A 25,229-nucleotide genomic window follows, 5' to 3' on the forward strand; every position below is an offset into this window, starting at 1 on the left:
TCGGGAGGGGTCAGCCGACCGGAACGCCGTTCACCGGCAGGCCGTGCACCGGGAGCCCGCCCAGCAGGCTGGCGGCCGGGCCGGTCGGCCCCTCGGCGAGCAGCTGCCCGGCAGCCGGCTGGGCGGCGGCGAGGCCGGTACCGGCCGCCGTCTGCCCCTGGCCCAGTGCCTCGCCCGAGCCCGGCAGCGTCTGGGAGAGCTGCTCCGCCGGGAGCGCCGCGGTGACGGTCTCCAGCGTCTGGGTGGTGTCCGGGAGGGCCGGGGCGGCGTTGGCGGCGCCCGCACCGGCGGCGGCGAAGGCGGCACCGAGAGCGGCGACACCGAGAGACTTGGCAGCAGACTGCTTCATGAAATGCGTCCTTGAAATGGGATGACGGGGTGTGAGCGGTTCAGCGACCGTAAACACCCGGCGCCACCGGCCGCAAACGTCGAAATGCGGGCGGATGGTGAACGCCGCCCGCATCCGTTGCGCGCCGATAACCGCGGATCAGCTCCCAGAAGGCGAAGAAGCGCTGGTGGAGGCGGTCTGCCGGAACAGCCATTCGGATTTCAGCTCGGCGTAACCGGGCTTGATCACGTCATTGATCATGGCCAGCCGTTCATCGAAAGGAATGAACGATGATTTCATCGCATTGACGGAGAACCACTGCATGTCGTCGAGCGTGTAACCGAATGCCTCGACAAGATGCTCGAATTCCCGGCTCATGCTGGTGTGGGACATGAGGCGGTTGTCCGTGTTGACCGTGGCACGGAAATGCAGCCGGCGCAGCAGCCCGATGGGGTGCTCGGCGTACGAGGACGCGGCCCCGGTCTGGAGGTTGGAGCTCGGGCACAGCTCCAGCGGGATCCGCTTGTCCCGGACGTACGACGCGAGCCGCCCGAGTTCGACGCTGCCGTCCTCGTGGACCTGGATGTCGTCGATGATCCGCACCCCGTGCCCGAGCCGGTCGGCGCCGCACCACTGGAGGGCCTGCCAGATGGAGGGCAGCCCGAAGGCCTCGCCGGCGTGGATGGTGAAGTGGTTGTTCTCGCGCTTGAGGTACTCGAAGGCGTCCAGATGCCGGGTGGGCGGGTAGCCGGCCTCGGCCCCGGCGATGTCGAACCCCACCACTCCCAGGTCGCGGTGGCGGTTGGCGAGTTCGGCGATCTCCAGGGCACGGGCCGCGTGCCGCATGGCGGTGAGCAGGGCGCCGACGCGGATGCGCAGCCCCGCCTCCCGGGCGCGCCGCTCCCCTTCCCGGAAGCCCTCGTTGACGGCCTCGACGACCTCTTCGAGGCTCAGCCCGCCCTCCAGGTGCTGCTCGGGGGCGTAGCGCACCTCGGCGTAGACGACACCGTCCTCGGCGAGGTCCTCGGCGCACTCGGCGGCCACCCGGACCAGGGCGTCGCGGGTCTGCATGACGCCGACCGTGTGGGAGAACGTCTCCAGGTACCGTTCCAGGGAACCGGAGTCGGCGGCCTCGCGGAACCAGACGCCGAGCTTCTCCGGGTCGGTTTCGGGCAGCTGGGTGTATCCGGTCTCGCGGGCGAGTTCGACGATCGTGGCGGGGCGCAGGCCCCCGTCGAGGTGATCGTGCAGCAGGACCTTGGGCGCCCGGCGGATCTGGTCCGGTGTGGGGGTGTTCGCGATGGTCTGGCTCGTCATTTCCGCACTCTAACTCCTACGCGCGTAGATGGCGCGCTCGGTGCTTTACGTTTCCGTCGATACGTAACGGTGACCCCGAGGACGGGTTGAGTACACCTACCCTTCTGACACTGTTCTGTCATGGCACACCAAGCGACGCCGGCTCGTAGGGCCCGGCTGGGCAGGGCACTCGGGCCGGAGCCGACGGCGGTGAGCGGCGCGGTGCTGTTGCTGCCCGACGGGGACGAGGTCTCCAGCCGCAGACGGTCGTCCATGCTGGCGACCGCCTCCGTACGCGCCCTGGGGCGCCGGCTGGCCCGCGCCGGGCGCGAGGAGGGTCTCGCCGCGCACGTGGTGCACTACCGCTGCCGCGGGTGGAACGGCAGTGAGGCCGGCCTCGCGCAGGACGCGACGTGGGCGGCGGACGAGGTCGTACGGCGGTACGGGGACGTCCCCGTGTGTCTCGTGGGGCTCGGCATGGGCGGGCGGGCCGGGCTGCGGGCAGGCGGGCACGAGGCCGTCAACTCCGTGGTCGCGCTTGCTCCGTGGCTGCCGGAGGAGGATGTGGCGGCGCCACCCGAACCGGTGAAGCAACTGGTGGGGCGCCAGGTGTTGGTCGTGCACGGCACGAACGACGGGCGGACGGACCCCGAGTTGTCGTTCCGGCTGGCGGCGCGGATGAAGAAGGCGAACCGGAATGTGTGCCGGTTCGAAGTGCACGCGGACGGACACGGGTTGCGTCAGTACCGGGACGAAGTGCTCGCGCTGACCGAGGACTTCGTGATGGGGGCCTTGTTCCAGAAGGACGTGTCCCGGCCCGTGCGGGATGCCCTTGCCGCGCCGCCGCCGTTGGGGTTGCGGATGCCGCTGGCTGCGGGGTTCGGTCCGTCGAGGCGGTAGCGCCGCGGGGGCGCTTGCGGCAGGGCGAGGGCGGTGCCTTGTCAGCGGACGACGTCGAAGACGTTCTTCTGCAGACCGTTGGCGTAGGCCTCGTGCTCGACGAGCTTCAGCTTCTGGGTGTCCTTGTCCGTGGCGCTGAAGAGACGCTTGCCCGCCCCGAGCAGGAGCGGGAAGACGAGCAGGTGGTAACGGTCGATCAGGCCGGCGTCCGAAAGGGCCTGGTTCAGGGAGGCGCTGCCGTGGACGATGATCGGACCGCCCTCGGTCTCCTTCAGCGCGGCGACGTCGTCGAGCGAGCGCAGGATCGTCGTCTCGCCCCAGTTCGACACCAGGTTCTCCTCGGTGAGCGTGGTGGAGACGACGAACTTCGGCATGACCTTGTAGTCGGCGAAGTCCTCCATGTCGGGCCACACCGCGCTGAACGCCTCGTAGCTGGTCCGGCCCATCAGCATCGCGGTGGCTTCCTTCTGCTCCCGGCCCTTGATCTCGAATGCCTCGGGGAGGAACTCGATGTCCTTGAAGGTCCACCCGGAGTTCCGGTAACCGGGCTCGCCGCCCGGGGCCTCCACGACGCCGTCGAGCGAGATGAAAGCGGTGCTGATCAGGGTACGCATCTAAGGTTCCTCGGTGTCTTGTGTCCGGTTCTCAGCAGATTCAGTCGGTGCAGGCTTGACCGTATTCACGGCTGCGGCGCACCAACCATGGTCTCTGACTGCGGATCACGGAGAAACTCATCGGTGTCGCCCGTCCTTCTCGGCGGCCTCGGCCATCCGGATCATCCAGGGGACCCACTCGTGCCCGGCTGCGGCCTACCAGCAGCGCGACAGCGAGGAGCGGTACATGACCCGCCACAACCGGTGACACGGCATCTTGATGCAGTCGGGCTCGGTGATCCGAACCAAGACGCCTAGGTGGGCAGCAAGCTGCCTCTCCTCGAGAGCAGGAACTTCTTGAAGGCTGCCACCGGGGGTGTGTCCGGGTGCCCCTCCAGCCAGGCCACGCCGATCTCGCGTACCGCCCGCGGGGCCGTCACCGTCAGTTCCACCACTCCGGGGCGGGGAACGGCGGGCGGCGGCAGGAGGGCTACTCCCAGGCCCGCGGCCACCAGGCCGCGCAGGGTTTCCGCCTCCTCTCCCTCGAAGGCGATGCGGGGCTTGAAGCCGGCCTCCTTGCAGAGATCGTCGGTGATGCGGCGCAGGCCGTAGCCGGGCTCCAGGGTGACGAAGGTCTCGTCGGCCGCCTCGGCGAGGCGGACGCGGCGGCGGCCGGCGAGGGAGTGGTCGGCGGGGACGACCAGGCGGAGCTTCTGCTCGTCCAGACGGCGGGCCACCAGGTCGGGGGCGTCGGGGACCGGGGACGTCAGGCACAGGTCGAGTTCGCCGGCACGGAGGCGTTCGAGCATGGCCTCGCCGTAGTTCTGGACGAGGCTGAAGCGGACGCGCGGGTGGTCGGCGCGGAAGGCGTGCAGGAGGCCGGGGACGGTCTCGGCGCCCATGGTGTGCAGGAAGCCGAAGGCGACCTTGCCGGTGGTGGGGTCGGCGTCGGCGCGCACCTCCTCGGCGGCGCGCTCGATCTCGGCCAGGGCGCGTTCGACGGAGGTGAGGAACGTGCGGCCGGCCGGAGTGAGCGAGACCGTGCGGCCGTGCCGGGCGAACAGGTCGACGCCCAGGTCCTGCTCCAGGCGGACCATGGACCGGGAGAGGGTCGACTGGGGGACGTTCATCTCCTGGGCGGCGCGGGTGACGTGCTCGGTGCGGGCCACGCCGGCGAAGTACGCGAGGCGGGGGGCCAGCACCTTCGACATCTCCGCCATGTCTTGTGTGTCACCGGACGGCGACAGGCGAGACTCTGAGCTCGGTTGATGCACCATGGGAACGATTATGGCGGTTCCATGCATTGGACGGATCAGTGGGAGCGTACGTAGTTTCGAGGCATGTCTCCCGCCAGTACCGGGGCGTCCACCGTCGTGGGCGCCGATGCCTCTGTCCCTGCCGCCGACTCCCGTATGTCCCCGGGCGGGCCCGGCTACCGCCGGATGAGCTTCGCCCTCTTCCTCGCGGGCGTCGCGACCTTCGCGCTGCTGTACTCCACCCAGGCGCTGCTCCCGCTGATCTCCGGCGAGTTCGGGGTGGCGGCGAGCGACGCGAGCTGGACGGTGGCCGCCGCGACGGGCGGGCTTGCGCTGTTCGTACTGCCGATGAGCGCCCTGTCGGAGCACTTCGGACGGCGTACGGTCATGACGGCCTCCCTGGCCGTGGCGGTGACCGTCGGCGTGCTGGTTCCCCTCGCCCCCTCGCTCGGTGCGCTGATCGCGCTGCGGGCCCTGCAGGGCGCGGCGCTGGCCGGGCTGCCGGCGTCGGCGACCGCGTACCTCGCGGAGGAGGTCAGCCCCAAGGCGCTGGTCACCGCGATCGGGCTGTTCGTCGCGGGCAACAGCGTCGGCGGGATGAGCGGCCGGGTCATCACCGGATGGGTCGCGCAGGAGTGGGGCTGGCGGGTCGCCGTCGGTGTCATCGGCGCGATCGCGGTGGCGTGTGCCGTGGCCTTCCGGCTGCTGCTCCCCGCCCCCAGGAACTTCAAGGCCGGCTCCCTGCGGCCGCGTGTCCTGGCCCGGACGGTGCGCGGCCACCTGTCGAACCCGCTGCTGTGCCGGCTGTACGCGATCGGCGCGCTGTTCATGACGGTGTTCGGCGGTGTGTACACGGTCATCGGCTACCGCCTGACCGAGGCCCCGTTCTCGCTGCCCCAGGGCGTCATCGGCTCGATCTTCCTCGTGTACCTCGTCGGTACGGCGTCGGCGTCGACGGCCGGACGCCTGGTGGGCCGGCTGGGCCGCCGGGGCGCGCTGTACGCGGGCGGCGGTACGACGGCGGCGGGCCTGCTGCTGTCCCTGGCGGACTCGCTCCCGTCGGTCCTGCTGGGCCTGGTCCTCATCACGGCGGGCTTCTTCGCGGGCCACGCGGTGGCCTCCTCGGCGGTCAGCAAGACGGCCTCCCACGGCCGCGCCCAGGCTTCGGCGCTCTACCAGTCGGCGTACTACGTCGGTTCCAGCGCGGGCAGCACGGCCGGCGCGATCGCCTTCCACGCGGGCGGCTGGGCCGGGACGGTCGGTGTCGGGCTGCTGGCGGTCCTGGGCGTGGTGACGATCACCGTGTTCGGGACGCGGGCGGCGCGGACGCAGCGCAGGCTCGCCACGGCCGCCTGAGCCTCGCAGCCGTACTGTTCCCCCTGGTCGGGGGCCGGTTGTCAGTGGGTGCGGATAACGTCCGCATCCGCTGACCACCGGACCGAGCAGGGGGATTTCTCATGGACTTCCGAGTCGACCGTACGGCGCTCGCCGAGGCCGTGGGCCAGGCCGTGCGCGCCTTGCCCGCGCGGACGCCGGTGCCGGTGCTGGGCGGGCTGCTGCTGGAGGCGGACGCGGGGCGGCTCACCGTGACGGGGTTCGACTTCGAGGCGGCGGTACGGGTGGAGGCCGAGGCGGAGGTCGCGGTGCCCGGGCGGGTGCTCGTCCCGGGGCGGCGGTTGCTGGACGTGTGCAAGGTGCTGCCGGAGGGGCCGGTGAGCTGCGCGCTGGAGGGCTCGCGGTTCGCGGTGGAGGCGGACGGTACGCGGTTCGGGCTGTCGACCCTGCCGCTCGCCGAGTACCCGGCCCTGCCGGTGCCGCCCGCGCCCTACGGCACGGTGGACGCCACCGCGTTCGCGGCCGCCGTCGCCCAGGTCGCGGTCGCCGCCGGCCGCGACGACACGCTGCCCCTGCTGACGGGCATCCAACTTCGCCTCGAGGACGGGGAGATCACGCTGGCCGCCTCGGACCGCTACCGGTATGCGGTGCGGCGGCTGGAGTGGAAGCCGGGGACGGCGGCGTCCGACGGTGCCGTGGAGGCCCTGCTGCCCGCGAGGCGGCTGCTGGACCTCGCGCGGTCGCTGGGGCGCTGCGGGGACGTGGTCATCGGGTGGGAGCAGGGTGGTCGCGGTGGGCTGATCGGGTTCGAGGGTGGGCGGACACGGACCGCGCTGCGGCTGCTGGACGGGCGGCTGCCCACGTACAAGTCGCTGTTCGACATGGGCGGGGCGGCGGTGGCCGAGGTGGACCGCGAGGGGCTCGCGGAGGCGGTGCGGCGGGTCGCGGTGGTGGCCGAGGCGAACAGTCCCGTACGGCTGGACTTCTCGCCCGAGGGATCCGTGCTGCTGCGTGCCGGCTTCGGGGACGACGTGGCGGCCCAGCGGCTGCCGGCGGCGCTGACCGGTGCCGAGGAGGTGCCGGTGGCGTTCAACCCGGCCTATCTGCTGGACGCGCTGACGACCTTCGAGAGCCCGCGCGTACGGCTGGAGCTGCTGGGGGCGGGGCAGCGGGCGCTGCTGCACGCCGTGCCGGACGACGGGGCGGCGGGGGCGAGCGGGGTGGCCGCGGAGCACCGGCATCTGCTCATGTCCGTGAAGCAACTGGTGTGAAGCCCCTGCCTCGACCTGCGCCTTTGTGTGCTCGGGGGGCCGTTGTCAGTGGGCTGCGGTAGCTTCCGAAGTGCTGGGGCGCGATGGCGCGTGAACAGGACTTCCACAGGGGTGGGTGGAGATGGCGAACGGCACGGCGACACCGACAGACCTGGACACCAGGTTGGAGGCACACCGGACCGAGCTGACGGGGTACTGCTATCGGATGCTCGGCTCCTCGTTCGAGGCCGAGGACGCGGTGCAGGACACGATGATCCGCGCCTGGCGCAGCTACGACAAGTTCGAGGGCCGCTCCAGCCTGCGCTCCTGGCTCTACCGCATCGCGACCAACGTGTGCCTGGACATGCTGACCGCGGGCAACAAGCGCGCCAGGCCCATGGATCTGACCGAGTCCACCCCCCTGGCCCAGGCGGCCCTCTCCCCCCGCCCGGACAACACCTGGCTGGAGCCCATGCCGGACGCCCGTGTGCTGCCCACGACCGACGACCCGGCGGAGGCGGCCGTCGCCAAGGAGTCCGTGCGGCTCGCCTTCATGGCCGCCCTGCAGCGGCTCCCGGCGAAGCAGCGGGCCGTGCTGATCCTGCGCGAGGTGCTGGCCTGGAAGGCGAGCGAGGTCGCCGAGCTGCTGGACACGTCCGTGGCGTCGGTCAACAGCGCCCTCCAGCGGGCCCGCGCCACCCTCGCCGAGCGGCCGGAGCCGGGCGCCGACGCGGCCCTCTCCGACCCGCTGGACGAGGACCAGCAGAAGCTGCTCAACCGCTACGTCGCCGCTTTCGAGGGGTACGACATGTCGGCGCTGACGGCTCTGCTGCACGAGGACGCGGTCATGACGATGCCGCCGTTCGACCTGTGGCTGACCGGTGTGCAGGACATCACCGGCTTCATGACCACCCTCGGCGCGCCCTGCGCGGGCTCCCGTCTGGTGCCGGTTCAGGTCAACGGCCTGCCGGGGTTCGCCCAGTACAAGCCGGACCCGGAGAAGGGCGGCTTCACTCCGTGGGCGGTGCAGGTGCTGGAGATCTCAGACGGCCGGATCACCGGTTTCCACTGCTTCCTCGACACCCAGCGCTGGTTCCCGCTCTTCGACCTGCCCCTCCACCTCGAAGCGGAGACCGACCAGGTCGAGCAGGGCGCATAGGGCCGGGTCCGGGTCGCGCAGCCGTATCCGTCCTCCGGCCCGCCGGGCGGCCAGCTGGAGCCGCGCCAGCAGGTCGACGGTGGCGAGGCCCGGCGGCCCGACGCCTCCGACGTCGCACACCACGACCTGGGCACGGCCGGTCTGCAGCAGTGCCCGTACGTCGTCGCTCAGCCCTCTCACCTCGTCCCGGGTGACGGGGCCGGGCAGTACGAGCACGGGCGGTGTCATGGCGTCCACGATCGGTAGACCGGGCGGGCTGGCGTAACTCATCGCGGTAGCCCGTCCCGTCGGCACCGCGAAGATCACATCGACCTCGGGACGGCCTTCCCCGGAGGGCCGGCTGCATGCCATACATCTGCCCCTCCGCCTCGTGCGACTCCGTCTTCACCGGTCGGACGGCGCCGTACAGGGGGTGCTGAGCTGGTTCGCGGTCATCGCCGTCGTCCATCGAGTGGGCAGCATGCCGAACGGGACCGGCGGTGGTCCACCGATCCCGTTCACCTGAAAGGGAAACCGCCTGGTCAGGCGATACGTTCCAGCACCACCGGCGACGGCGTGAAGTGAGTGCCCGTCGCCGCGATGTCGTAGGAGCCCTCGACCGCCTGGAGCGCGTACTCGAACCGCTCCGGGGTGTCCGTGTGGAGGGTGAGGAGCGGCTGGCCCTCCGTCACCGTGTCGCCCGGCTTGGCGTGCATCTCGACGCCCGCGCCCGCCTGGACCGGGTCCTCCTTGCGGGCGCGTCCCGCGCCGAGGCGCCAGGCGGCGACGCCGATGTCGTAGGCATCGAGACGGGTGAGGACGCCCGAGGCCGGGGCCTTGATCACGTGCTGCTCGCGCGCCACCGGCAGCTCCGCGTCCGGGTCGCCGCCCTGGGCCGCGATCATGCGGCGCCAGACGTCCATCGCCGAGCCATCGGCCAGGGCCTTCGCCGGGTCGGCGTCCTTGATCCCGGCGGCGTCGAGCATCTCGCGGGCCAGGGCGATCGTCAGCTCGACCACGTCCGCGGGGCCGCCGCCCGCCAGGACCTCCACCGACTCGCGGACCTCCAGGGCGTTGCCGGCCGTGAGGCCGAGGGGCGTGGCCATGTCGGTGAGGAGCGCGACCGTCTTCACGCCGTGGTCGGTGCCCAGGCCGACCATCGTGGACGCGAGTTCGCGGGCGTCCTCCAGGGTCTTCATAAAGGCGCCCGTGCCCACCTTCACGTCCAGGACCAGCGAGCCCGTACCCTCGGCGATCTTCTTCGACATGATCGAGGAGGCGATCAGCGGGATCGCCTCGACCGTCCCCGTCACGTCCCGCAGCGCGTACAGCTTCTTGTCGGCGGGGGCGAGGCCGTCACCCGCCGCGCAGATCACCGCGCCGGTGCCGTCCAGTACGGACAGCATCTCCTCGTTCGACAGCAGGGCCCGCCAGCCGGGGATCGACTCCAGCTTGTCCAGGGTGCCGCCGGTGTGGCCGAGGCCGCGGCCCGACAGCTGGGGGACGGCCGCGCCGCAGGCGGCGACCAGGGGGGCCAGCGGGAGGGTGATCTTGTCGCCGACACCGCCCGTGGAGTGCTTGTCGGCCGTCGGGCGGGACAGTGACGAGAAGTCCATGCGCTCGCCGGAGGCGATCATCGCGGCGGTCCAGCGGGCGATCTCACGGCGGTTCATGCCGTTGAGCAGGATGGCCATCGCGAGGGAGGACATCTGCTCGTCGGCCACCTCCCCGCGGGTGTACGCGTCGATGACCCAGTCGATCTGCTCGTCGCTGAGCTCGCCGCGGTCCCGCTTGGTGCGGATGACGGAGATGGCGTCCATGGCCATGGCTTGGCTTCCTTCCGAGGGTTCCAGAAGCCGTACGGCCCCCCTGAGCCGGTCGCGTGAGCAACTCAGGGGGGCCGCACGGGGGTTACTTGCTGAGGTGGTCCGGGCCGAAGGCCTGGGGCAGCATCTCCGACAGCGGCAGGATGCCCGCCGGGGTGTCCAGCAGGAGGTCCGGGCCGCCGAACTCGTAGAGCAGCTGGCGGCAGCGGCCGCACGGCACGAGCGTGACGCTGTCGCGGTCGACGCAGGTGAAGTGCGTCAGCCGGCCGCCGCCGGTGTTGTGCAGCTCGGAGACCAGACCGCACTCGGCGCACAGGCCGAGGCCGTACGAGGCGTTCTCGACGTTGCAGCCGGAGATGACCCGGCCGTCGTCGACCAGGGCCGCCACCCCCACCGGGTAGCCGGAGTACGGGGCGTACGCCCGGGACATGGCGTCCCGGGCCACCGCGCGCAGCTTCTCCCAGTCGACGGCCGGGCCGGTGTCGGTCACTTGCCCTGCCCCTTCCGGTACGGCAACCCGTCCGCCTTCGGCATGCGCAGCCGCTGGGCGGAGAGTGCGAGGACGACGAGGGTGATGACGTACGGCGTGGCGGAGACGACCTGGTTCGGGACCTCGTCGGTGGACGCGTACCAGGCGAACACCAGGGCGCCGGCGATCAGGGTGATCACGGCCGGGACGTACTTCTTGCGGACCACCAGCCAGATGGCGCCGATGACCAGCAGCAGCGCGCCGAGCAGCAGCAGGGCGTGGACGTTGGCGGAGCCGCCGCGCAGGTTGAGGCTGTCGGTGTAGCCGAACAGGCCTGCGCCGAGGGCGAGACCGCCCGGCATCCAGTTACCGAAGATCATCGCCGCGAGGCCGATGAAGCCGCGGCCGCTGACCTGCCCCTCCAGGTAGAAGGGGTTGGCGACGATGGACAGGAAGACACCGCCGAGGCCGGCCAGACCGCCGGAGATGACGACGGCGATGTACTTGTACTTGTAGACGTTGACGCCGAGGGACTCGGCGGCGACCGGGTTCTCACCGCAGGAGCGCAGCCGCAGGCCGAACGCGGTGCGCCACAGGATCCACCAGGTGGCGGGGATCAGCGCGACGGCGATCAGGGTCAGCCAGGAGACGTTGGTGACCAGCCCGCCGAGCAGGCCGGCGATGTCCGAGATCAGGAACCAGCCCTTGTCGTTGAGGTCCCTGAGGGCGTCGGACAGTCCCGGCACCGTGAAGTTGCCGAGGGAGTCCACCGCCGGGGACTGCTTGGCCGAGCCGCCCGTGTGGCCCTCGAAGGCGAGGGGCGCGAGGTAGCGGGTGGCGCCGAGGGCGAGGATGTTGATGGCCACACCGGAGACGATGTGGTTGACGTTGAAGGTGACGGTGACGAAGGCGTGCAGCAGGCCGCCGATCGCGCCGCCGAGGATGCCGACGAGGACGCCGGTCCACGGGCCCCACTGGAAACCGGCCCAGGCGCCGAACCAGGTGCCGAGGATCATCATGCCCTCGAGGCCGATGTTGACCACGCCCGCCCGCTCGGCCCACAGACCGCCGAGACCGGCGAGGCCGATCGGCACGGCGAGCTGGAGCGCGGTGGACATCTGGCTGACGTTGGTGATGCCGTCGGCGCCGGTGATGAGGCGGACGATCGAGGTGAGCGCCAGTCCCCCGGCGATGATCAGCAGCAGGACGGGCCACGACAGGCGGCGGCCGGTCGGCGCCGCGGGCTGCAGCGTGGGCTGGTTGACGTCGGTCGCGGTGGTCATCGGCCAGCCACCTCCTTCGAGTTCTGGGCGCCGAGGACGTGGCCCGCGGCGAGTTCTGCGCCGACGCGGCGCTGCTGGCGGCGCAGACCCCATTCGCGGACGGCCTCGTAGGAGACGACGACCGAGAGCACGATCAGGCCCTGCATGATGACCGCGATCTCCTTGTCGTAACCGTGGAAGTCCAGCTCGGGCGAGGCCTTGTCGAGCCAGGCCCACAGCAGGGCGGCGAAGGCGATGCCGACGGGGCTGTTGCGGCCGAGCAGGGCGATGCCGATACCGAGGAAGCCGATGCCGGTGGGGAAGTTCAGGCTGTAGGTGTGGGTGTCGCCGAGAAGGATCGGCAGGCCGGCGAGGCCCGCGATGCCGCCGGAGATCAGCATGGCGCTGAGCACCATGCGCTTGGGGTCAACGCCGCTGGCCGCGGCGGCGGTCTGCGACGCGCCGGAGGCGCGCAGGTCGAAGCCGAAGCGGGTGCGGTTGAGGACGACCCAGTAGCCGATGCCGAGCAGGACGGCGAGCAGCACCAGGCCGTAGATCTCGCCGGCCGCGCCCATGGGGATGCCGGGGATCCAGCCGGACTCGTGCATCTCGCCGGTGGTGTTGTTGTTGCCGACCTTCACGCCGAAGACGTTCGGCAGCCACAGGTAGGCGATCACGGAGGTGGCGATCGCGTTGAGCATGATCGTGGCGACGACCTCGCTGACGCCGCGGGTGACCTTGAGGACACCGGCGATGCCGGACCAGAAGGCGCCGGTGAGGACGGCCGTCAGGAGCAGCAGCGGGATCTGCAGGGCGGCGGGCAGATTCATGTGGGCGCCGACGACGGCGGCCATCATGGCGCCGAGCTGGTACTGGCCGTCGACGCCGATGTTGAACAGGTTCATCCGGAAGCCGATGGCCACCGCGAGGGCCGCGATGTAGTACATCGAGGCCTGGTTGATGATCAGGACCTGGATGTCGGAGAAGCCGATCTGCTCAAACATCAGGGCGAACGGCTCGACGGGGTTCTTCGCTGACGCGATCAGCACGATCGCGCTCAGGACGAAGGCCACGGCGAGCGCGATGACCGGCCCGGCCACCGCGAGGAGCACGCGCTCCTTGTCGAACTTCTTCATCAGCGGGCCTCGTCTTCCGGAGACTCGGGGGCGTCTGCCTTCGAGGTCTCGGGTGTCTCGTCGTGCTCGAGGTGCCCGGTGACGGCACCGGTCATGGCCGAGCCGAGCTCCTCGGGGGTGATGGCGGCCGGGTCGGCGTCCGCGACCAGCTTGCCGTTGTAGATCACGCGCAGCGTGTCGGACAGGCCGATCAGCTCGTCCAGGTCGGCCGAGATCAACAGCACGGCCAGACCCTCGCGGCGGGCCTCGCGGATGTGGTCCCAGATGGCGGCCTGGGCGCCGACGTCCACACCGCGGGTCGGGTGGGCGGCGATGAGGAAGCGCGGCTTGTGGCTCATCTCCCGGCCGACGATCAGCTTCTGCTGGTTGCCGCCGGACAGGGAGGCGGCGGTGACGTCGATGCCGGGGGTGCGCACGTCGTACGCCTCGACGATGCGGCGCGTGTCCTCCTGCGCCGCCTTCGGGTCCAGCCAGACGCCCTTGGCGAGGGGCTTCTCCGTGACGTGGCCGAGGATGCGGTTCTCCCAGAGGGGTGCCTCCAGGAGAAGGCCGTGGCGGTGCCGGTCCTCGGGGATGTAGCCGATGCCCTGCTCGCGGCGCCTGCGCGTGGGCCAGGCGGTGATCTCCTCGTCGGCGAGCCGGATGGTGCCGGTGTCGGGGGACCTCAGGCCGATGAGGGCGTCGACCAGCTCGGTCTGGCCGTTGCCCTCCACGCCGGCGATGCCGAGGACCTCGCCCGCGTGGATGGTGAAGCTGATGTCGTCGAGGAGGGCCCTGCCGCCGGGGGCCGCCAGGCGCAGCTTGTCGACGCTGATGACCGGACGGTCGGTGACCGTGGACTCGGCCGTCTCGGGCGTGGGCAGTTCGCTGCCGACCATCATCTCCGCGAGCTGGCGCGGGGTGGTCTCGGCGGGGACGGCCGTGCCGACGGTGGTGCCGCGGCGGATGACCGTGATCTCGTCGGCGACGGAGAGGACCTCGCCGAGCTTGTGCGAGATGAAGATGACCGAGAGGCCCTCGGACTTCAGTTCGCGCAGGTTGGCGAAGAGGGCGTCGACCTCCTGCGGCACGAGCACGGCGGTCGGCTCGTCCAGGATGAGGGTGGTGGCGCCGCGGTAGAGGACCTTGAGGATCTCCACGCGCTGGCGGGCGGCGACGCCGAGCTCCTCGACGAGGAGGTCGGGCCTGACGCCGAGGCCATAGCGGTCGGAGAGCTCCTTGATCTTGCGGCGGGCCTTGGCGCCGATGCCGTAGAGCTTCTCGCTGCCGAGGACGACGTTCTCGAGGACCGTGAGGTTGTCGGCGAGCATGAAGTGCTGGTGGACCATGCCGATGCCGCGGGCGATGGCGTCGGCCGGAGAGGAGAAGCTGACCTTTTCCCCGTCGACGGCGATGGTGCCCTCGTCCGGCTTCTGCATGCCGTAGAGGATTTTCATCAGCGTCGACTTGCCGGCACCGTTCTCACCGACGAGGGCGTGCACGGTGCCCTTGCGGACGCTGAGGTGGATGTCGTGGTTGGCCACGACACCGGGGAAACGCTTGGTGATCCCGGCGAGTTCGACGGCGGTCACCGATTCGTTGACCGCCGCTCCGGCCGGAGGGCTGCTGGACGCGTTGATGGCGCACTCTCCTGGGGACGGGGGTCGTCTACGCGCGTAGCGCCCCTACGGCATGCAAAGGGGCCGGCGCCCCGCGACAACGGGGTACGAGGAGCGGCTCCCCGTACCCCGTCAAGCGGAGGCAACCCCTGGGGGTTACCGCCTGCTTCGAGGCAGTCGCTCGTCAGCTGCTCTTGACCTTGATCTCGCCGCTGATGATCTTCTCCTTGGCCGTCTTGATGGCTGCCTGGAGCTCGGCGTCATCCGCGAACTTCGGGTTGGAGTTCGACAGGCCGACCTCGCCGGTCTTCAGATCGCCACGAACGATACCGGTCTCGGGCTTGCCGCCCTCGACCGACTTCGCCAGGTTGTACACCGCCTTGGCGACGTCCTTCATCGCCGAGGTGAGGATGTGGTCCTTGTACTTCGCGAGGGCTTCCTGCTTGTACTGGTCGGAGTCGACACCGATGGCCCACACCTTCTTGGTGGCCGCGGCCTCGATCACGCCCTGACCGGACAGGCCGGCGGCCGCGTAGACCACGTCGGCCTTCTTCTCGATCTGGCCCTCAGCGGCCGTCTTGCCCTTGTCGGGGCTGGAGAAACCGCCCTCCTCGGCCGTCTGGGTGAGGTACTGGGAGAGGACCTTGACCTTCGGGTCGGTGTCCTTGACGCCCTGCTCGAAGCCCGCCTGGAACTTGTGGATCAGCGGAATGTCCACACCGCCGACGAAGCCGACGACCTTCGACTTGGTGCTCCTGGCGGCGGCGACACCGGCCAGGTAGGAGGCCTGCTCCTCGTTGAAGACCAGGTCGGCGACGTTCTTGGTGTTGATCGTGGCGTCGTCGACGATGCCGAAGGTGGTGTTCGGGAACTTCTCCGCGGCACCCTTCACGGCCGAGGCGTACGCGTAGCCGACGCCGATGACCGGGTTGTAGCCCTGCTTCGCCAGCGAGGCGAGGCGCTGCTCCTTGTCGGCGTCCGTCTCGCCCTCGGTGGGCTCCAGGTCAGCCGTCTGGTACCCGAACTCCTTCTTCGCCTGCTCCAGGCCCGCGTACGCCGCGTCGTTGAAGGACTGGTCGCCCTTGCCGCCGACGTCGTACGCGATGGCGAGGCCCTTGTCACCCTTCGAGTCGGACGACCCGGAGGTCGAGGTGCTGCCGCAGGCGGAGAGGGCGAGGGCCAGGGAGGCGGTCGCTGCGCCTGCGACCGTGATCCGGGAAATCCGGCGCATGTGTGGGTGCTCCTGTCGTACTGGCGGGGCCGCGGCAGCGCGAGTGCGTTCACGCGTCGTTCGATGCGTGTCGTACTGCCCCGGGGTCGCTCAACGCCGTGACGTTCAGCTTCGGCGCTGGCTTCGCCGCAGATTAACGCGCGTAGACCTGCCTGAAAACCCCTTCTGTCCACCTTGTTATGCGCCCGTGGCCAAGCCATCACCGGCACCGGGCCCGGTGCGTGCAGAACCGGGGAGTGGCGCTGGGTGATCCGGTCCCCGGGAAGCGCGGAGCGGGCGGACACCTGGGGTGTCCGCCCGCTCCGTCGCCCTGCGACCGCGGCTCTACTCGGTCTTCACCTTGATGGAGCCGTCGTCGATACCCTGCTTGGCCTTGTCCACGGCCTCCTTGAGGCCCGGGACCTTGGCGTACTCGGGGTTCGCCTCGGAGAGGCCGACGCCGTCGACCTTGAGGTCGAAGGTCTGCGTGCCGGTCAGCGGCTTGTCGTCCTTGACCGACTTGGCCAGCGCGTAGACCGCGCCGCCGACGTCCTTGAGCGCGGACGTGAGGATGTACTTCTTGTACGGGGCGAGGGCCGCCTGCTTGTACTGGTCGGAGTCGACGCCGATCGCCCAGACCTTCGCCTTGGCTGCGGCCTCGATCACGCCCTGGCCGGACAGGCCGGCGGCCGCGTAGACCACGTCGGCCTTCTTCTCGATCTGGCCCTCAGCGGCGGCCTTGCCCTTGTCGGGGCTGGAGAAACCGCCCTCCTCGGCCGTCTGGGTGAGGTACTGCGACAGGACCTGCACCCCGGGCTTGGTGTCCTCGACACCCTGCTTGTAGCCGGCCTCGAACTTGTGGATCAGGGGGATGTCCACACCGCCCACGAAGCCGACGACATCGGACTTCGTGGCCTTGGCGGCGGCGACACCGGCGAGGTACGAGGCCTGCTCCTCGGCGAAGACGAGGGAGGCGACGTTCTTGCCCTCGACCACGGAGTCGACGATGCCGAAGGTGGTGTCCGGGTACTTGGCGGCCGCGGCCTTCATCGCCGGGCCGTAGACGAAACCGACGCCGATGACCGGGTTGTAGCCCTGCTTGGCCAGCGACTCCAGACGCTGCTCCTTGTCGGCGTCCGTCTCGCCCTCGGTGGGCTCGATGTCGGCCGTCTTGTAGCCGTACTCGTCCTTGGCCTTCGTCAGACCGGCGAAGGCGGCGTCGTTGAAGGACTGGTCGCCCTTGCCGCCGACGTCGTACGCGATGGCGACTCCGCGGTCGCTGCTGTCGCTGCCGCCGCTGTCACCGCTGGTGCCGCCACACGCCGTGGCGACGAGCCCGAGCGACGCGACCCCCACCGCGACGCGGGTCAGTTTGGAAATCCGACGCATCTTGAAGTTCCCCATTCTCCAAAGCCCCGCAGCGGGTGCTCGGTTCGGCGCACATTAACGCGCGTAGACACTCCTGGGAACGGTTCGCCGCGGGGCCGTTATCCATTCGTGCCGATGGCCGGTTACGCCCTTGTGAACCACGGGATCGAACGGGGTCGAAAGGTGTACTCGGGCACACGGCGCGTGCCTGCTCGTCACGCGCACCAGGCTGCCCCTGGGGCGGGCCGGGCGCAACCGGAGGGGGCGCTCGGGAGATGAGACCGGGCGTGAGCGGAGGCCGGCCCGCGGCGGACGGGCCTCGTGGGGGGCGCGTCGGACGCGGCCTCCGGGACCGACGGGCGGCCTGGAAGCGGGGCCGGACACGGCCTTCGGGGCCGGGTGGGCAAGCCTGGCGGCCGCGCCGGGCCCGGCCGTCGGATCGTGGGGGCAGTGCGACAAGGGGGGTGGCCCCGGAGGCAGCCGCCCGGCATGCCGCAGGCCCCGCCGCCCCGGCGCGTGTGGCGTGTGACGGCCGGCACCGGGGCCCGAAGCGCTTTCACGCCCTTCGGGTCAGCCGCCGCGCCGGCTCTTCGAGCCGAACGGGGGCCGGCCCACCCGGACCTTCAGCGGGGATGCGGTCGGCCGGCGTCAGCGCAGGCCGTCGACCAGGGCCGCGGCCGTGAAGAGCTCCACGCCGACCGTGATGGCCGACTCGTCGACGTCGAAGTCGCCCTGATGGAGGTCGCGGACGTGGCGTTCGCCGGGCGTGCGGACGCCCAGACGGGCCATCGCGCCGGGGACGTGCTCCAGGTACCAGGAGAAGTCCTCGCCGCCGAGGCTCTGCTGGGTGCCCTCGACGGACTCGACTCCGCGCCGGGCGATCATGGCGTCGCGCAGCAGTTCGGTGACGCCGGGCTCGTTGACGACGGGCGGGACGCCGCGCACGTAGTTGATCTCCGACTTGGCCCGGTGCAGATTGGCGATCTCGTCGATCGCGCCGACCACGATGTCGGGGGCCTGCCGCCACGCCTCGATGTCGAGGCACCGGACGGTGCCGGAGAGCTCGGCGTGCTGCGGGATCACGTTCGGCGCGTGCCCCGACTCGATGCGGCCCCAGGTGATGGCGAGCCCGCTGCGGCTGTCGAAGCGCCGGCCGACCAGGGCGGGCACGTCGGTGACGACGCGGGCGGCGGCGGTGACCAGGTCGGTCGTCAGATGGGGACGTGCGGTGTGGCCGCCCGGGCCCTCGAGGCCGATCTCCAGCCGGTCGCAGGCGGACGTGATGGGACCCTCCCGGAGCCCGATCCTGCCCGCGTCCACCCGGGGGTCGCAGTGCACGGCGATGATCGCGCCGACCCCTTCCAGGGCCCCGCCCTTGATGGCATCGGCGGCACCCCCGGGCAGCACCTCCTCGGCGGGCTGGAAGATCAGCCGGACCGGGCGGGGCAGCAGGCCCTGCCTGTGCAGTTCCGCGAGGACGAGACCGGCGCCGAGGACGACGGTGGTGTGCACGTCGTGGCCGCAGGCGTGCGCACGGTCGGGCACGGTCGAACGGTACGGGCACTCCGTCTTGGTGTCCGGGATGGGCAGGCCGTCGATGTCGGCCCGCATGGCGAGCATGCTGGGGCCGCCCTCCCACTGCTCCGCCTCCAGACCGATGTCACAGACGAGTCCGGTCCCGACGGTGAGGACACGCGGCTTCAGGCCGGCCCGCTCGAGCCGCTCCTTGATCGCGGCCGTCGTGCGGAACTCCTGGTTGCCCAGCTCCGGGTGCATGTGCAGGTCGCGTCGGAACGCGATGAGCTCGGCGCGCAGAGCGTCGGGCAGCACGCCGGGAAGCGCGGCTCCCCCGGGAAGATCGGCCTCGGACTCCAGTGACATCAGTTGCTTCACCCTCTGAAGGGTAGGGCGCCAGGGCGGTCGGCTGACCCTCGATCAACAAAACTTCAACCCGTTAGGGGAAGAAAATATGACCGCCGGACGCATAGCTATCAACTGAGACGGGTAAGCTGCCACGCCTTTTGGGCCGGGACGGCCACCTCGTCTCACGGAGTGTGACTCCAATCACACCAGTGTCACGCCTCCGGTATCCATCCGTCCTCTTCACGGATACCACGCCTTGCTCCGCGGACACGGGGCTTGTTCATCTGGCGGACGCGCACCCCGCTAGTGTGCGCCCCGTGGCCGGCCCCGAGTTCCTTCAGAGCACGCAGGATTCCTACGACGTCATCGCCGAGGCCTATGCGGCCGAGCACCCCGACAGTCTGGCCGGGAGACCGCTGGAGAGTGCGCTGCTCACGGCCTTCGTGCAGCTGGCCCGGGCACCCGGTGGGTCGTCGCAGCCCCCGGTCGCCGACCTCGGCAGCGGCCCCGGGTACGTGGCGGCACGGCTGTACGGCCTCGGGCTGCCGGTGTTCGGGGTCGACGTCTCGCCCCGCATGGTGGCGCTGGCCCGCCGGGAGCATCCGGAGCTGCGCTTCCACGTCGGTTCGATGACCGCCCTGGACCTGCCGGACGAGGCGCTCGGCGGCATCGTCGCGCTCTACTCGATCATCCACGTCCCGGACGATCACCTGCCGTCGGCCTTCGCCGAGTTCCGCCGCGTCCTGCTGCCGGGCGCGCCCGTCCTGCTCGGCTTCCAGTCCGGCGCGGAGAACGGCCATGCGCGCCTGTCCGAGCGCTACGACCAGGAGATCTCGCTCGACTACTACTGGCGCACACCGGAGTCCGTCGCGGCCGTGCTGAGGGAGGCTGGGCTGGAGGTGTGCGCCCGGGTGCTGCGGGAGCCCCAGGGCGAGGAGAAGATGCCGCGCGCGTTCCTGCTGGCACGCAGGCCGGAACCGGCCGGGGAGCCGGGCTCCCGGGCTGTCTGAACGGGCCGTGTCACACGACGGGGCGCCAGGCGGCCGGGCGTGCCCCTGGACTGTCCGCCGCGGCCGTGGCCGCGGCTCTGTGGCGGCCCGTCCGGCGAGGCTGCGACGCGCCTTCGCGCCGGTGTGACCGCGGAGCAGCTCACCAGGCTCTGCGAAGCACTTTCCCCAGCCGGCATGACTGCCCGGGCAGCTCACCGGTGAGCTCTGCGGGGCCTTCCCGGCAGCCACGCGACCGTCGGCCCGACGGGCTCTACCCCGCAGCCACCGCCCCCGCGGCACCCGCCGCCCCGGCGGGGCCGACCAGGCCCGTGGAACCCGGTGTGGTCGGTGTGGTCGGTGCGACCGGCGTCGGTGTGATCGGTGTGACCGGTGTTGGTGTGACCGGTATGACCGGTGTGACCTGTGTCGTCGTGGATGTTTTGACCGTCGTGGCCGGTGTGGCCGACTGGGCCGGCGTGGCCGTGAAGCTGGCCGGGTCCGTGTCCGTGGGGTCGGCCGGAGGCTTCGTCTCGGCGGGGTCGGCCGGGTCGCCCGGGCCCTTCGGGGCCGTCTGGGGCGCCGGACCCGTCGGATCCGCCGTCGACAGGCGGTGGACGTCTCGGGCCGTGCCCGTCACCCCGGACAGGAAACCCTGTGCCCGCGGGGACGCGGTACTGGTCAGCCAGGCCGGATCGATGTCGCAGACCGCTACACGGACCTCCGTGCCCGACAGGGCGAGGGGGAGGGTGTGGACGACCGTGGAGGGGAAACTGAGGATCGTACGGCCGATGGGGCCGCGGCGGGCGATCAGTTCGAGAGGCAGCTCCGGGCGGACGATCTCCAGGCCGGTCTCGACCGCCAGGCGGCGGAGCTTGTCCGTGCTCTCGCGGCGGTGGGCGAAGTAGCGCGCCGCTCCATGGGCCTTGGCCAGGGCTCGGACGGCCTCGAGGTAGTGGTCGTCGTCCACCACACCGGTCTCCACCAGGGACGTGCCCACCATGTCCGCTCCCTTGGTGATGCGGGGCGGGCCGAAGCGGGAGCGGGTCCAGGCGAAGGTGTGGGCGCTGACCGTGACGCCCGCGGGGGTCTCCTCCATCGGCATGGAGGAGAAGATCTCGACCCGGCGCTTACCGCCGGGGGTCAGGCGGCGGCGGGCCGAGGACGACACCGGCGCGAAGATCACGTCCCGGGGGCCGATCCGGCCGCCCTTGCGGTGCCAGCGCACCAGCCGCTCGCCGCGGGCCAGCTGCCCGACGAACTCCATCGTCGCCGTGCCGTCGTCGACGACGACCAGGTCACGGGCGCGGGTGATCGTCAGCAGCAGCTGGACGTAGCGGGAGAAGGGATCCCCCAGCACGATCCGGCGCGCCCTGCGGAGCAGGCCGGCCAGGCCGCCGATGGTCTGGAAGGGCGCCAGGGGCCCGCCGCGGGCTTCCTCCCAGCGGACCTCGTGCCCCTCGTCGCGGGCCAGGTCGGACATCCGCCGCAGCTGGCCGCGCGTCATCGGGTCGACGGGCGACAGCACCACGAGGGTGAGCCCCACGCCGGGCGCGTGCGCGTGCGCCCACTCCAGCACGTTCAACAGCTGTACCGGACTCTCGACGAAGGCGAGGGTGTGGGGGCCGGCGTTCCCGGCGCGGGGGCTCATCGACGTACGACCGTCCCGTCGTAAGGGGGTTGTGGGGGGTGGTGCGCTCAGACGCCGACCGGCTCGCCCGCCGCCGTGGCGATCTCCGCCTCGGCGACCACACCGGCGACGCGGCGCAGCTTCTTCATCGGGGCCAGCTCGGACTCGTAGACCTTCTTGACGCCGTCGCCGAGGGAGGCCTCGATGGTGCGGATGTCGCGGACGAGGCGGGTGAGGCCCTGCGGCTCCACGGAGGCGGCCTGGTCCGAGCCCCACATGGCGCGGTCGAGGGTGATGTGGCGCTCGACGAAGGTGGCGCCCAGGGCGACCGCGGCGAGGGTGGTCTGCAGGCCGGTCTCGTGGCCGGAGTAGCCGATCGGGACGTTCGGGAACTCCTGCTGCAGGGTGTTGATGACGCGCAGGTTGAGCTCCTCGGCCTTGGCCGGGTAGGTCGACGTGGCGTGGCACATCAGGATGTTGTCGGAACCGAGGACCTCGACCGCGTGGCGGATCTGCTTCGGCGTCGACATGCCGGTGGAGAGGATCACCGCGCGGCCGGTGGCACGCAGGGCGCGCAGCAGTTCGTCGTCCGTGAGGGAGGCGGAGGCGACCTTGTGGGCGGGGACGTCGAACTTCTCCAGGAAGGCGACGGCCTCGGTGTCCCACGGGGAGGCGAACCAGTCGATGTTCTTGGTCTTGCAGTACTCGTCGATCTGGCGGTACTCGTCCTCACCGAACTCCACGCGGTGGCGGTAGTCGATGTAGGTCATCCGGCCCCAGGGCGTGTCGCGCTCGATGTCCCACTGGTCGCGCGGGGTGCAGATCTCCGGGGTGCGCTTCTGGAACTTGACCGCGTCGCAGCCGGCCTCGGCGGCCGCGTCGATCAGCTTGAAGGCGTTCTCGAGCTCGCCGTTGTGGTTGATGCCGATCTCGCCGCAGACGTAGACGGGCTTGCCCGGGCCGACCTCGCGCGAACCGAACTGACGGATACGGGAGTTGGTGCTCATCGCAGAGATGTCCTTACTTGGTGAGGGAATCGAGAGAGGGGCCGAGGATCCAGCTGGCGATCTCTCGGATCGCGCCGTCGCCACCGGGGACGGTGGTGACCGCGCGTGCGGCGCCGCGCACGACGTCGTGGGCGCTCGCGACCGCCACGGGCCAGCCGACGAGGGCGAAGCACGGGAGGTCATTGACGTCGTTGCCGACGTAGAGCACGCGCTCCGGCGCGATGCCCTGCTCCTCGCACCACTGCTTCAGCGCGAGGTCCTTGCGGTCGATGCCGTGCAGCACCGGGAGCTTGAGCTTCCGGGCTCGGGCGGCGACCACAGGGTTCTGTTCCGTGGACAGGATCAGCATCTTCAGGCCGCTCCTGCGGAGAGCCGCGATGCCGAGTCCGTCTCCGCGGTGCACGGAGACGAACTCCCGTCCGTCGGAGTCGACGAGCACCCGGTCATCGGTCTGGGTGCCGTCGAAGTCGAGGACGACCGCGTCGATGTCGTCGGCGGTCGGGAGCGCGCCGGGCCGGTCCGCGTCGAAGAGCGGAGCGAGGGCCCGGGCGCGGGCGAGGTCGTGCGGGTCGTCGATCTCCAGCACGCGGGCGGGGTCGGTGCGGACCAGTTCGGTGCGGCCGAAGAAGCGGTGCTGGTGCTTGCGGAAGCCGACCGCCTCCATGGCGTAGGCGGCGCCGGTCTCCAGCAGGTCCTGGGGGCGGTCCTGGCGGCGGGGGCGGAAGGACTTGTCGTGGTTGACGCCGTAGCCGCCGCCGACGGCCGCGTCGGCCTCCGCGACGGTGCCGGCGGCGACCTCGTCCTCGGCGTCCCGCCAGATGAACCCGTGGAAGGGCGCCACGGTCACCGCGGTGTCGGCGCCGTTCTCGGCGATCGCGCCGGCGACCCCGTCGATGTCCTCGCGGAGGATGAACGGGCTGGTGCACTGCACGAGCAGGACCACGTCCACCGGCGCCCCGTGCAGGGCCTCGTGGGCGTCCATGGCGTGCAGGACGGCGGCCTCGGAGGTGGCCGTGTCGCCGGCGATGGCGGCGGGGCGCAGCACGACCTCGGCGCCGGCCTCGCGGGCGGCGGCCGCGATGGCCTGGTCGTCGGTGGAGACCACGACGTCCGTCACGAGCCGGGCGCCCCGGCACTCGCGCACCGCCCGTGCCACCAGCGGGACGCCGCCGACGGGGAGGAGGTTCTTGGCGGGCACGCCCTTGGAGCCGCCGCGCGCGGGGATCACCGCGAGCACGCGGCGCACCGAGGGGCCTCGGCCCGCTTCCGGTTGGGACATGGGGTGTACTCCTTGGGCTCCTTGGGCGGAGGGCTCGGGGCGGCTCACAGCTCCCCCATCCGCCGGATGACGGGCGCCACGCGCTGCACGCCGTGCCGGTAGGCGCCGCGCGCCGCCCGGCGCACGATCTGCCGGACCGGTCCGGGTTCCCTGTCGGCGGCGGGCGCCCCGGGCAGCGGGGTGCCGTCCGGGCCGAGGTGGTGGCGGGCGAGGATCCCGGGCAGATAGCCGGGCGCGGTGACGGGTGTGTAGTACGGGGTCAGCGGGGGCAGGCCGCCGGGCCGGTCGAGCAGCTTCGCGATGCGTTCGCGCGCCGTGTCGAAGGCGGACGCGTAGGAACCATCCGCGGCGACGCCCTGTCGGGAGACCCACTCCTCGTCGGGTACCGGCCGGTGCCCGGCGTCGAGCTGGTCCCAGGAGGCGAGGCAGCCGGAGCCGACGAAGTGGTGGTTGCCGAGCGACTCGCGGACGCCGAGGTCGGTCAGCACGACCGTGGGGATCCGGCGGTGCAGGGACTCCAGGGCGGCCGTGGAGCTGACCGTCACCAGCAGGTCGGTGCGGTCGAGGACCTCGCCCATGTTTCCGTACACCAGGCGGAAGTTGCTCGGCGGAGCGAGTCGCTGCACCAGCTTCTGGTACGGCAACTCCTCGATGTGGGTGGTGTGTTCGCCCGGCTTGGAGCGCAGCTTCAGCAGCACCTCGCGCTCGGGGTGCTTGCGGGCGTGCTGCACCAGCCGGTTCAGCAGGTACGTACGGTCCTTACGGCTCTCCGGGACCGAGGGCTGGGCGGCGAAGACGACCGTGTACGGGTCGTGCTCGCCGGTGTAGGGGGCACCGCCGAGGAACGGCAGGGCCACCTCGGTGACCGACGAGGAGTCGGCGCCGACCCCTTCGTAGACGGCCCGGAAACGGTCCGCGTCCTGACGGGAGTTGGCGAGGACCAGGTCCGCGCCGTGCCGCAGCAACAGGCCGTCGGCGAGCTTCTCGTAGACCACACCGACGTAGCCGGTGACGACGACGGGCCGCGAGGCGCGGTCCTCCCAGACACGCTTGAGGCCGTGCAGCATCGCCTGCACACCGCCGCCGACCAGGGCGAGGACCAGGAGGTCGTAGGACTCCTCGGTCATGGCGCGCAGGAACTCGACCGCGGTGACCTCCCGCAGCGAGTCGGCGCGTACGCCCACCTCCTGGAGCTGGCGCGGGGTGGGCGTGGCCCGGCCGCGCAGCAGGAATCCGTCGAGGACGGGGCCGACTTGCGCGCCCTCGACCGCCCCGGTTTCCATGGACGGTCCCGGGGCGATGCGGTTCGCGGTCAGCGCACCCCATTTCCATCGGGTGTCTGAGTCCGCGAGGACGGCGATTCGCGGGCGCTTCGGTGTACTTGCTGGCACGTCGAAGACGCTAGGAAGCGAATCCTAGGTATGGCGGAACCGCGACTCAACGAAAAGTTAACAACACCCCACCGAGAGCCGAACTGGCCCGCTGGAAGGCGGGAAGTA

At 71.0% G+C, this 25,229-nt stretch carries 21 protein-coding genes and 1 pseudogene; 5 read left to right on the forward strand and 17 right to left on the reverse strand.

Going from position 1 to position 25,229, the window contains the following annotated elements:
• Window positions 1-10: 10 nt before the first annotated feature.
• Window positions 11-349, reverse strand: a complete 339-nt coding sequence (locus ACWD1U_RS21090; protein ID WP_451109492.1) for an ATP-binding protein — start codon at window positions 347-349, stop codon at window positions 11-13.
• Between the two features lie 138 nt (window positions 350-487).
• Complete coding sequence (locus ACWD1U_RS21095) at window positions 488-1,645, reverse strand: adenosine deaminase (RefSeq protein WP_451109493.1); 1,158 nt, start codon at window positions 1,643-1,645, stop codon at window positions 488-490.
• 120 nt (window positions 1,646-1,765) lie between these two features.
• Here ACWD1U_RS21095 and ACWD1U_RS21100 point away from each other — a divergent pair, with 120 nt between their 5' ends.
• Window positions 1,766-2,524: a prolyl oligopeptidase family serine peptidase gene (locus tag ACWD1U_RS21100; protein ID WP_451109495.1), complete on the forward strand. Its 759-nt coding sequence runs from the start codon at window positions 1,766-1,768 to the stop codon at window positions 2,522-2,524.
• A 41-nt stretch (window positions 2,525-2,565) separates the two neighbouring features.
• Here ACWD1U_RS21100 and ACWD1U_RS21105 read toward each other — a convergent pair whose 3' ends face one another.
• Both ACWD1U_RS21105 and ACWD1U_RS21110 read right to left on the reverse strand, forming a co-directional pair.
• On the reverse strand, window positions 2,566-3,138 hold the full coding sequence (locus tag ACWD1U_RS21105; protein ID WP_451109497.1) for a dihydrofolate reductase family protein: 573 nt from the start codon (window positions 3,136-3,138) through the stop codon (window positions 2,566-2,568).
• A 293-nt stretch (window positions 3,139-3,431) separates the two neighbouring features.
• Window positions 3,432-4,394, reverse strand: a complete 963-nt coding sequence (locus ACWD1U_RS21110) for a LysR family transcriptional regulator (RefSeq protein ID WP_451109498.1) — start codon at window positions 4,392-4,394, stop codon at window positions 3,432-3,434.
• 63 nt (window positions 4,395-4,457) lie between these two features.
• Here ACWD1U_RS21110 and ACWD1U_RS21115 point away from each other — a divergent pair, with 63 nt between their 5' ends.
• The 3 genes from ACWD1U_RS21115 to ACWD1U_RS21125 all read left to right on the forward strand — a co-directional run bounded on the left by ACWD1U_RS21115 (window position 4,458) and on the right by ACWD1U_RS21125 (window position 8,117).
• Entirely contained in the window at window positions 4,458-5,729 is a 1,272-nt protein-coding gene (locus ACWD1U_RS21115; RefSeq protein ID WP_451109500.1) for an MFS transporter, read from the forward strand.
• A gap of 101 nt (window positions 5,730-5,830) precedes the next feature.
• On the forward strand, window positions 5,831-6,979 hold the full coding sequence (gene dnaN, locus ACWD1U_RS21120; protein ID WP_451109501.1) for a DNA polymerase III subunit beta: 1,149 nt from the start codon (window positions 5,831-5,833) through the stop codon (window positions 6,977-6,979).
• Between the two features lie 121 nt (window positions 6,980-7,100).
• Entirely contained in the window at window positions 7,101-8,117 is a 1,017-nt protein-coding gene (locus ACWD1U_RS21125; RefSeq protein ID WP_451109503.1) for a sigma-70 family RNA polymerase sigma factor, read from the forward strand.
• Here ACWD1U_RS21125 and ACWD1U_RS21130 read toward each other — a convergent pair.
• From ACWD1U_RS21130 to ACWD1U_RS21170, 9 genes are all read right to left on the reverse strand, one after another.
• Complete coding sequence (locus ACWD1U_RS21130; RefSeq protein WP_451109831.1) at window positions 8,001-8,387, reverse strand: STAS domain-containing protein; 387 nt, start codon at window positions 8,385-8,387, stop codon at window positions 8,001-8,003. The genes ACWD1U_RS21125 and ACWD1U_RS21130 overlap by 117 nt on opposite strands.
• A 251-nt stretch (window positions 8,388-8,638) precedes the next feature.
• A complete protein-coding gene (locus ACWD1U_RS21135) occupies window positions 8,639-9,922 on the reverse strand; it encodes a thymidine phosphorylase (RefSeq protein ID WP_451109505.1) in 1,284 nt (427 codons plus the stop codon).
• Window positions 9,923-10,007: 85 nt separating this feature from the next.
• Window positions 10,008-10,412: a cytidine deaminase gene (locus ACWD1U_RS21140; protein ID WP_451109507.1), complete on the reverse strand. Its 405-nt coding sequence runs from the start codon at window positions 10,410-10,412 to the stop codon at window positions 10,008-10,010.
• Complete coding sequence (locus ACWD1U_RS21145; RefSeq protein WP_451109509.1) at window positions 10,409-11,674, reverse strand: ABC transporter permease; 1,266 nt, start codon at window positions 11,672-11,674, stop codon at window positions 10,409-10,411. The genes ACWD1U_RS21140 and ACWD1U_RS21145 overlap by 4 nt, the downstream gene beginning before the upstream one ends.
• Window positions 11,671-12,789: an ABC transporter permease gene (locus tag ACWD1U_RS21150; RefSeq protein WP_451109511.1), complete on the reverse strand. Its 1,119-nt coding sequence runs from the start codon at window positions 12,787-12,789 to the stop codon at window positions 11,671-11,673. The genes ACWD1U_RS21145 and ACWD1U_RS21150 overlap by 4 nt, the downstream gene beginning before the upstream one ends.
• Window positions 12,789-14,360: an ABC transporter ATP-binding protein gene (locus ACWD1U_RS21155; protein ID WP_451109512.1), complete on the reverse strand. Its 1,572-nt coding sequence runs from the start codon at window positions 14,358-14,360 to the stop codon at window positions 12,789-12,791. Before ACWD1U_RS21155 ends, ACWD1U_RS21150 begins: the two co-directional genes overlap by 1 nt.
• A gap of 211 nt (window positions 14,361-14,571) precedes the next feature.
• A complete protein-coding gene (locus ACWD1U_RS21160) occupies window positions 14,572-15,618 on the reverse strand; it encodes a BMP family lipoprotein (protein ID WP_451109513.1) in 1,047 nt (348 codons plus the stop codon).
• A 324-nt stretch (window positions 15,619-15,942) separates the two neighbouring features.
• A complete protein-coding gene (locus tag ACWD1U_RS21165) occupies window positions 15,943-16,986 on the reverse strand; it encodes a BMP family lipoprotein (protein ID WP_451109515.1) in 1,044 nt (347 codons plus the stop codon).
• A 627-nt stretch (window positions 16,987-17,613) separates the two neighbouring features.
• Window positions 17,614-18,846 carry a M20 family metallopeptidase gene (locus tag ACWD1U_RS21170; protein WP_451109832.1) on the reverse strand — a complete coding sequence of 411 codons (1,233 nt, stop codon included), beginning with the start codon at window positions 18,844-18,846 and terminating at the stop codon, window positions 17,614-17,616.
• A 299-nt stretch (window positions 18,847-19,145) separates the two neighbouring features.
• Between ACWD1U_RS21170 and ACWD1U_RS21175 the strand changes: the two genes are divergently transcribed.
• Window positions 19,146-19,838 (forward strand): class I SAM-dependent DNA methyltransferase, encoded by a 693-nt coding sequence (locus ACWD1U_RS21175; RefSeq protein ID WP_451109517.1) that lies wholly within the window; start codon window positions 19,146-19,148, stop codon window positions 19,836-19,838.
• Between the two features lie 571 nt (window positions 19,839-20,409).
• Here ACWD1U_RS21175 and ACWD1U_RS21180 read toward each other — a convergent pair.
• The 4 genes and pseudogenes from ACWD1U_RS21180 to ACWD1U_RS21195 all read right to left on the reverse strand — a co-directional run.
• A pseudogene (locus tag ACWD1U_RS21180) lies at window positions 20,410-21,465 on the reverse strand (hypothetical protein); the annotation flags it as partial.
• A 47-nt stretch (window positions 21,466-21,512) separates the two neighbouring features.
• The gene (locus tag ACWD1U_RS21185; protein WP_451109519.1) at window positions 21,513-22,451 is read right to left on the reverse strand and encodes an N-acetylneuraminate synthase family protein; all 939 of its coding nucleotides are present in this window, start codon (window positions 22,449-22,451) and stop codon (window positions 21,513-21,515) included.
• A 13-nt stretch (window positions 22,452-22,464) separates the two neighbouring features.
• Window positions 22,465-23,730, reverse strand: coding sequence for a cytidylyltransferase domain-containing protein (locus ACWD1U_RS21190; protein ID WP_451109521.1), 1,266 nt, complete (start codon window positions 23,728-23,730; stop codon window positions 22,465-22,467).
• A 44-nt stretch (window positions 23,731-23,774) separates the two neighbouring features.
• Window positions 23,775-25,121 (reverse strand): DUF6716 putative glycosyltransferase, encoded by a 1,347-nt coding sequence (locus tag ACWD1U_RS21195; RefSeq protein ID WP_451109524.1) that lies wholly within the window; start codon window positions 25,119-25,121, stop codon window positions 23,775-23,777.
• Window positions 25,122-25,229: the final 108 nt, after the last annotated feature.

This window comes from Streptomyces sp. NPDC002788 (assembly GCF_053592115.1).

Coding starts and splice junctions, on each gene's coding strand:
- ACWD1U_RS21150 (WP_451109511.1), bottom strand. CDS start 12,789: ATGAAGAAGTTCGACAAGGAGCGCGTGCTCCTCGCGGTGGCCGGGCCG.
- dnaN (WP_451109501.1), top strand. CDS start 5,831: ATGGACTTCCGAGTCGACCGTACGGCGCTCGCCGAGGCCGTGGGCCAG.
- ACWD1U_RS21190 (WP_451109521.1), bottom strand. CDS start 23,730: ATGTCCCAACCGGAAGCGGGCCGAGGCCCCTCGGTGCGCCGCGTGCTC.
- ACWD1U_RS21100 (WP_451109495.1), top strand. CDS start 1,766: ATGGCACACCAAGCGACGCCGGCTCGTAGGGCCCGGCTGGGCAGGGCA.
- ACWD1U_RS21165 (WP_451109515.1), bottom strand. CDS start 16,986: ATGCGTCGGATTTCCAAACTGACCCGCGTCGCGGTGGGGGTCGCGTCG.
- ACWD1U_RS21095 (WP_451109493.1), bottom strand. CDS start 1,645: ATGACGAGCCAGACCATCGCGAACACCCCCACACCGGACCAGATCCGC.
- ACWD1U_RS21125 (WP_451109503.1), top strand. CDS start 7,101: ATGGCGAACGGCACGGCGACACCGACAGACCTGGACACCAGGTTGGAG.
- ACWD1U_RS21135 (WP_451109505.1), bottom strand. CDS start 9,922: ATGGCCATGGACGCCATCTCCGTCATCCGCACCAAGCGGGACCGCGGC.
- ACWD1U_RS21115 (WP_451109500.1), top strand. CDS start 4,458: ATGTCTCCCGCCAGTACCGGGGCGTCCACCGTCGTGGGCGCCGATGCC.
- ACWD1U_RS21105 (WP_451109497.1), bottom strand. CDS start 3,138: ATGCGTACCCTGATCAGCACCGCTTTCATCTCGCTCGACGGCGTCGTG.
- ACWD1U_RS21185 (WP_451109519.1), bottom strand. CDS start 22,451: ATGAGCACCAACTCCCGTATCCGTCAGTTCGGTTCGCGCGAGGTCGGC.
- ACWD1U_RS21145 (WP_451109509.1), bottom strand. CDS start 11,674: ATGACCACCGCGACCGACGTCAACCAGCCCACGCTGCAGCCCGCGGCG.
- ACWD1U_RS21090 (WP_451109492.1), bottom strand. CDS start 349: ATGAAGCAGTCTGCTGCCAAGTCTCTCGGTGTCGCCGCTCTCGGTGCC.
- ACWD1U_RS21110 (WP_451109498.1), bottom strand. CDS start 4,394: ATGGTGCATCAACCGAGCTCAGAGTCTCGCCTGTCGCCGTCCGGTGAC.
- ACWD1U_RS21160 (WP_451109513.1), bottom strand. CDS start 15,618: ATGCGCCGGATTTCCCGGATCACGGTCGCAGGCGCAGCGACCGCCTCC.
- ACWD1U_RS21130 (WP_451109831.1), bottom strand. CDS start 8,387: ATGAGTTACGCCAGCCCGCCCGGTCTACCGATCGTGGACGCCATGACA.
- ACWD1U_RS21170 (WP_451109832.1), bottom strand. CDS start 18,846: ATGTCACTGGAGTCCGAGGCCGATCTTCCCGGGGGAGCCGCGCTTCCC.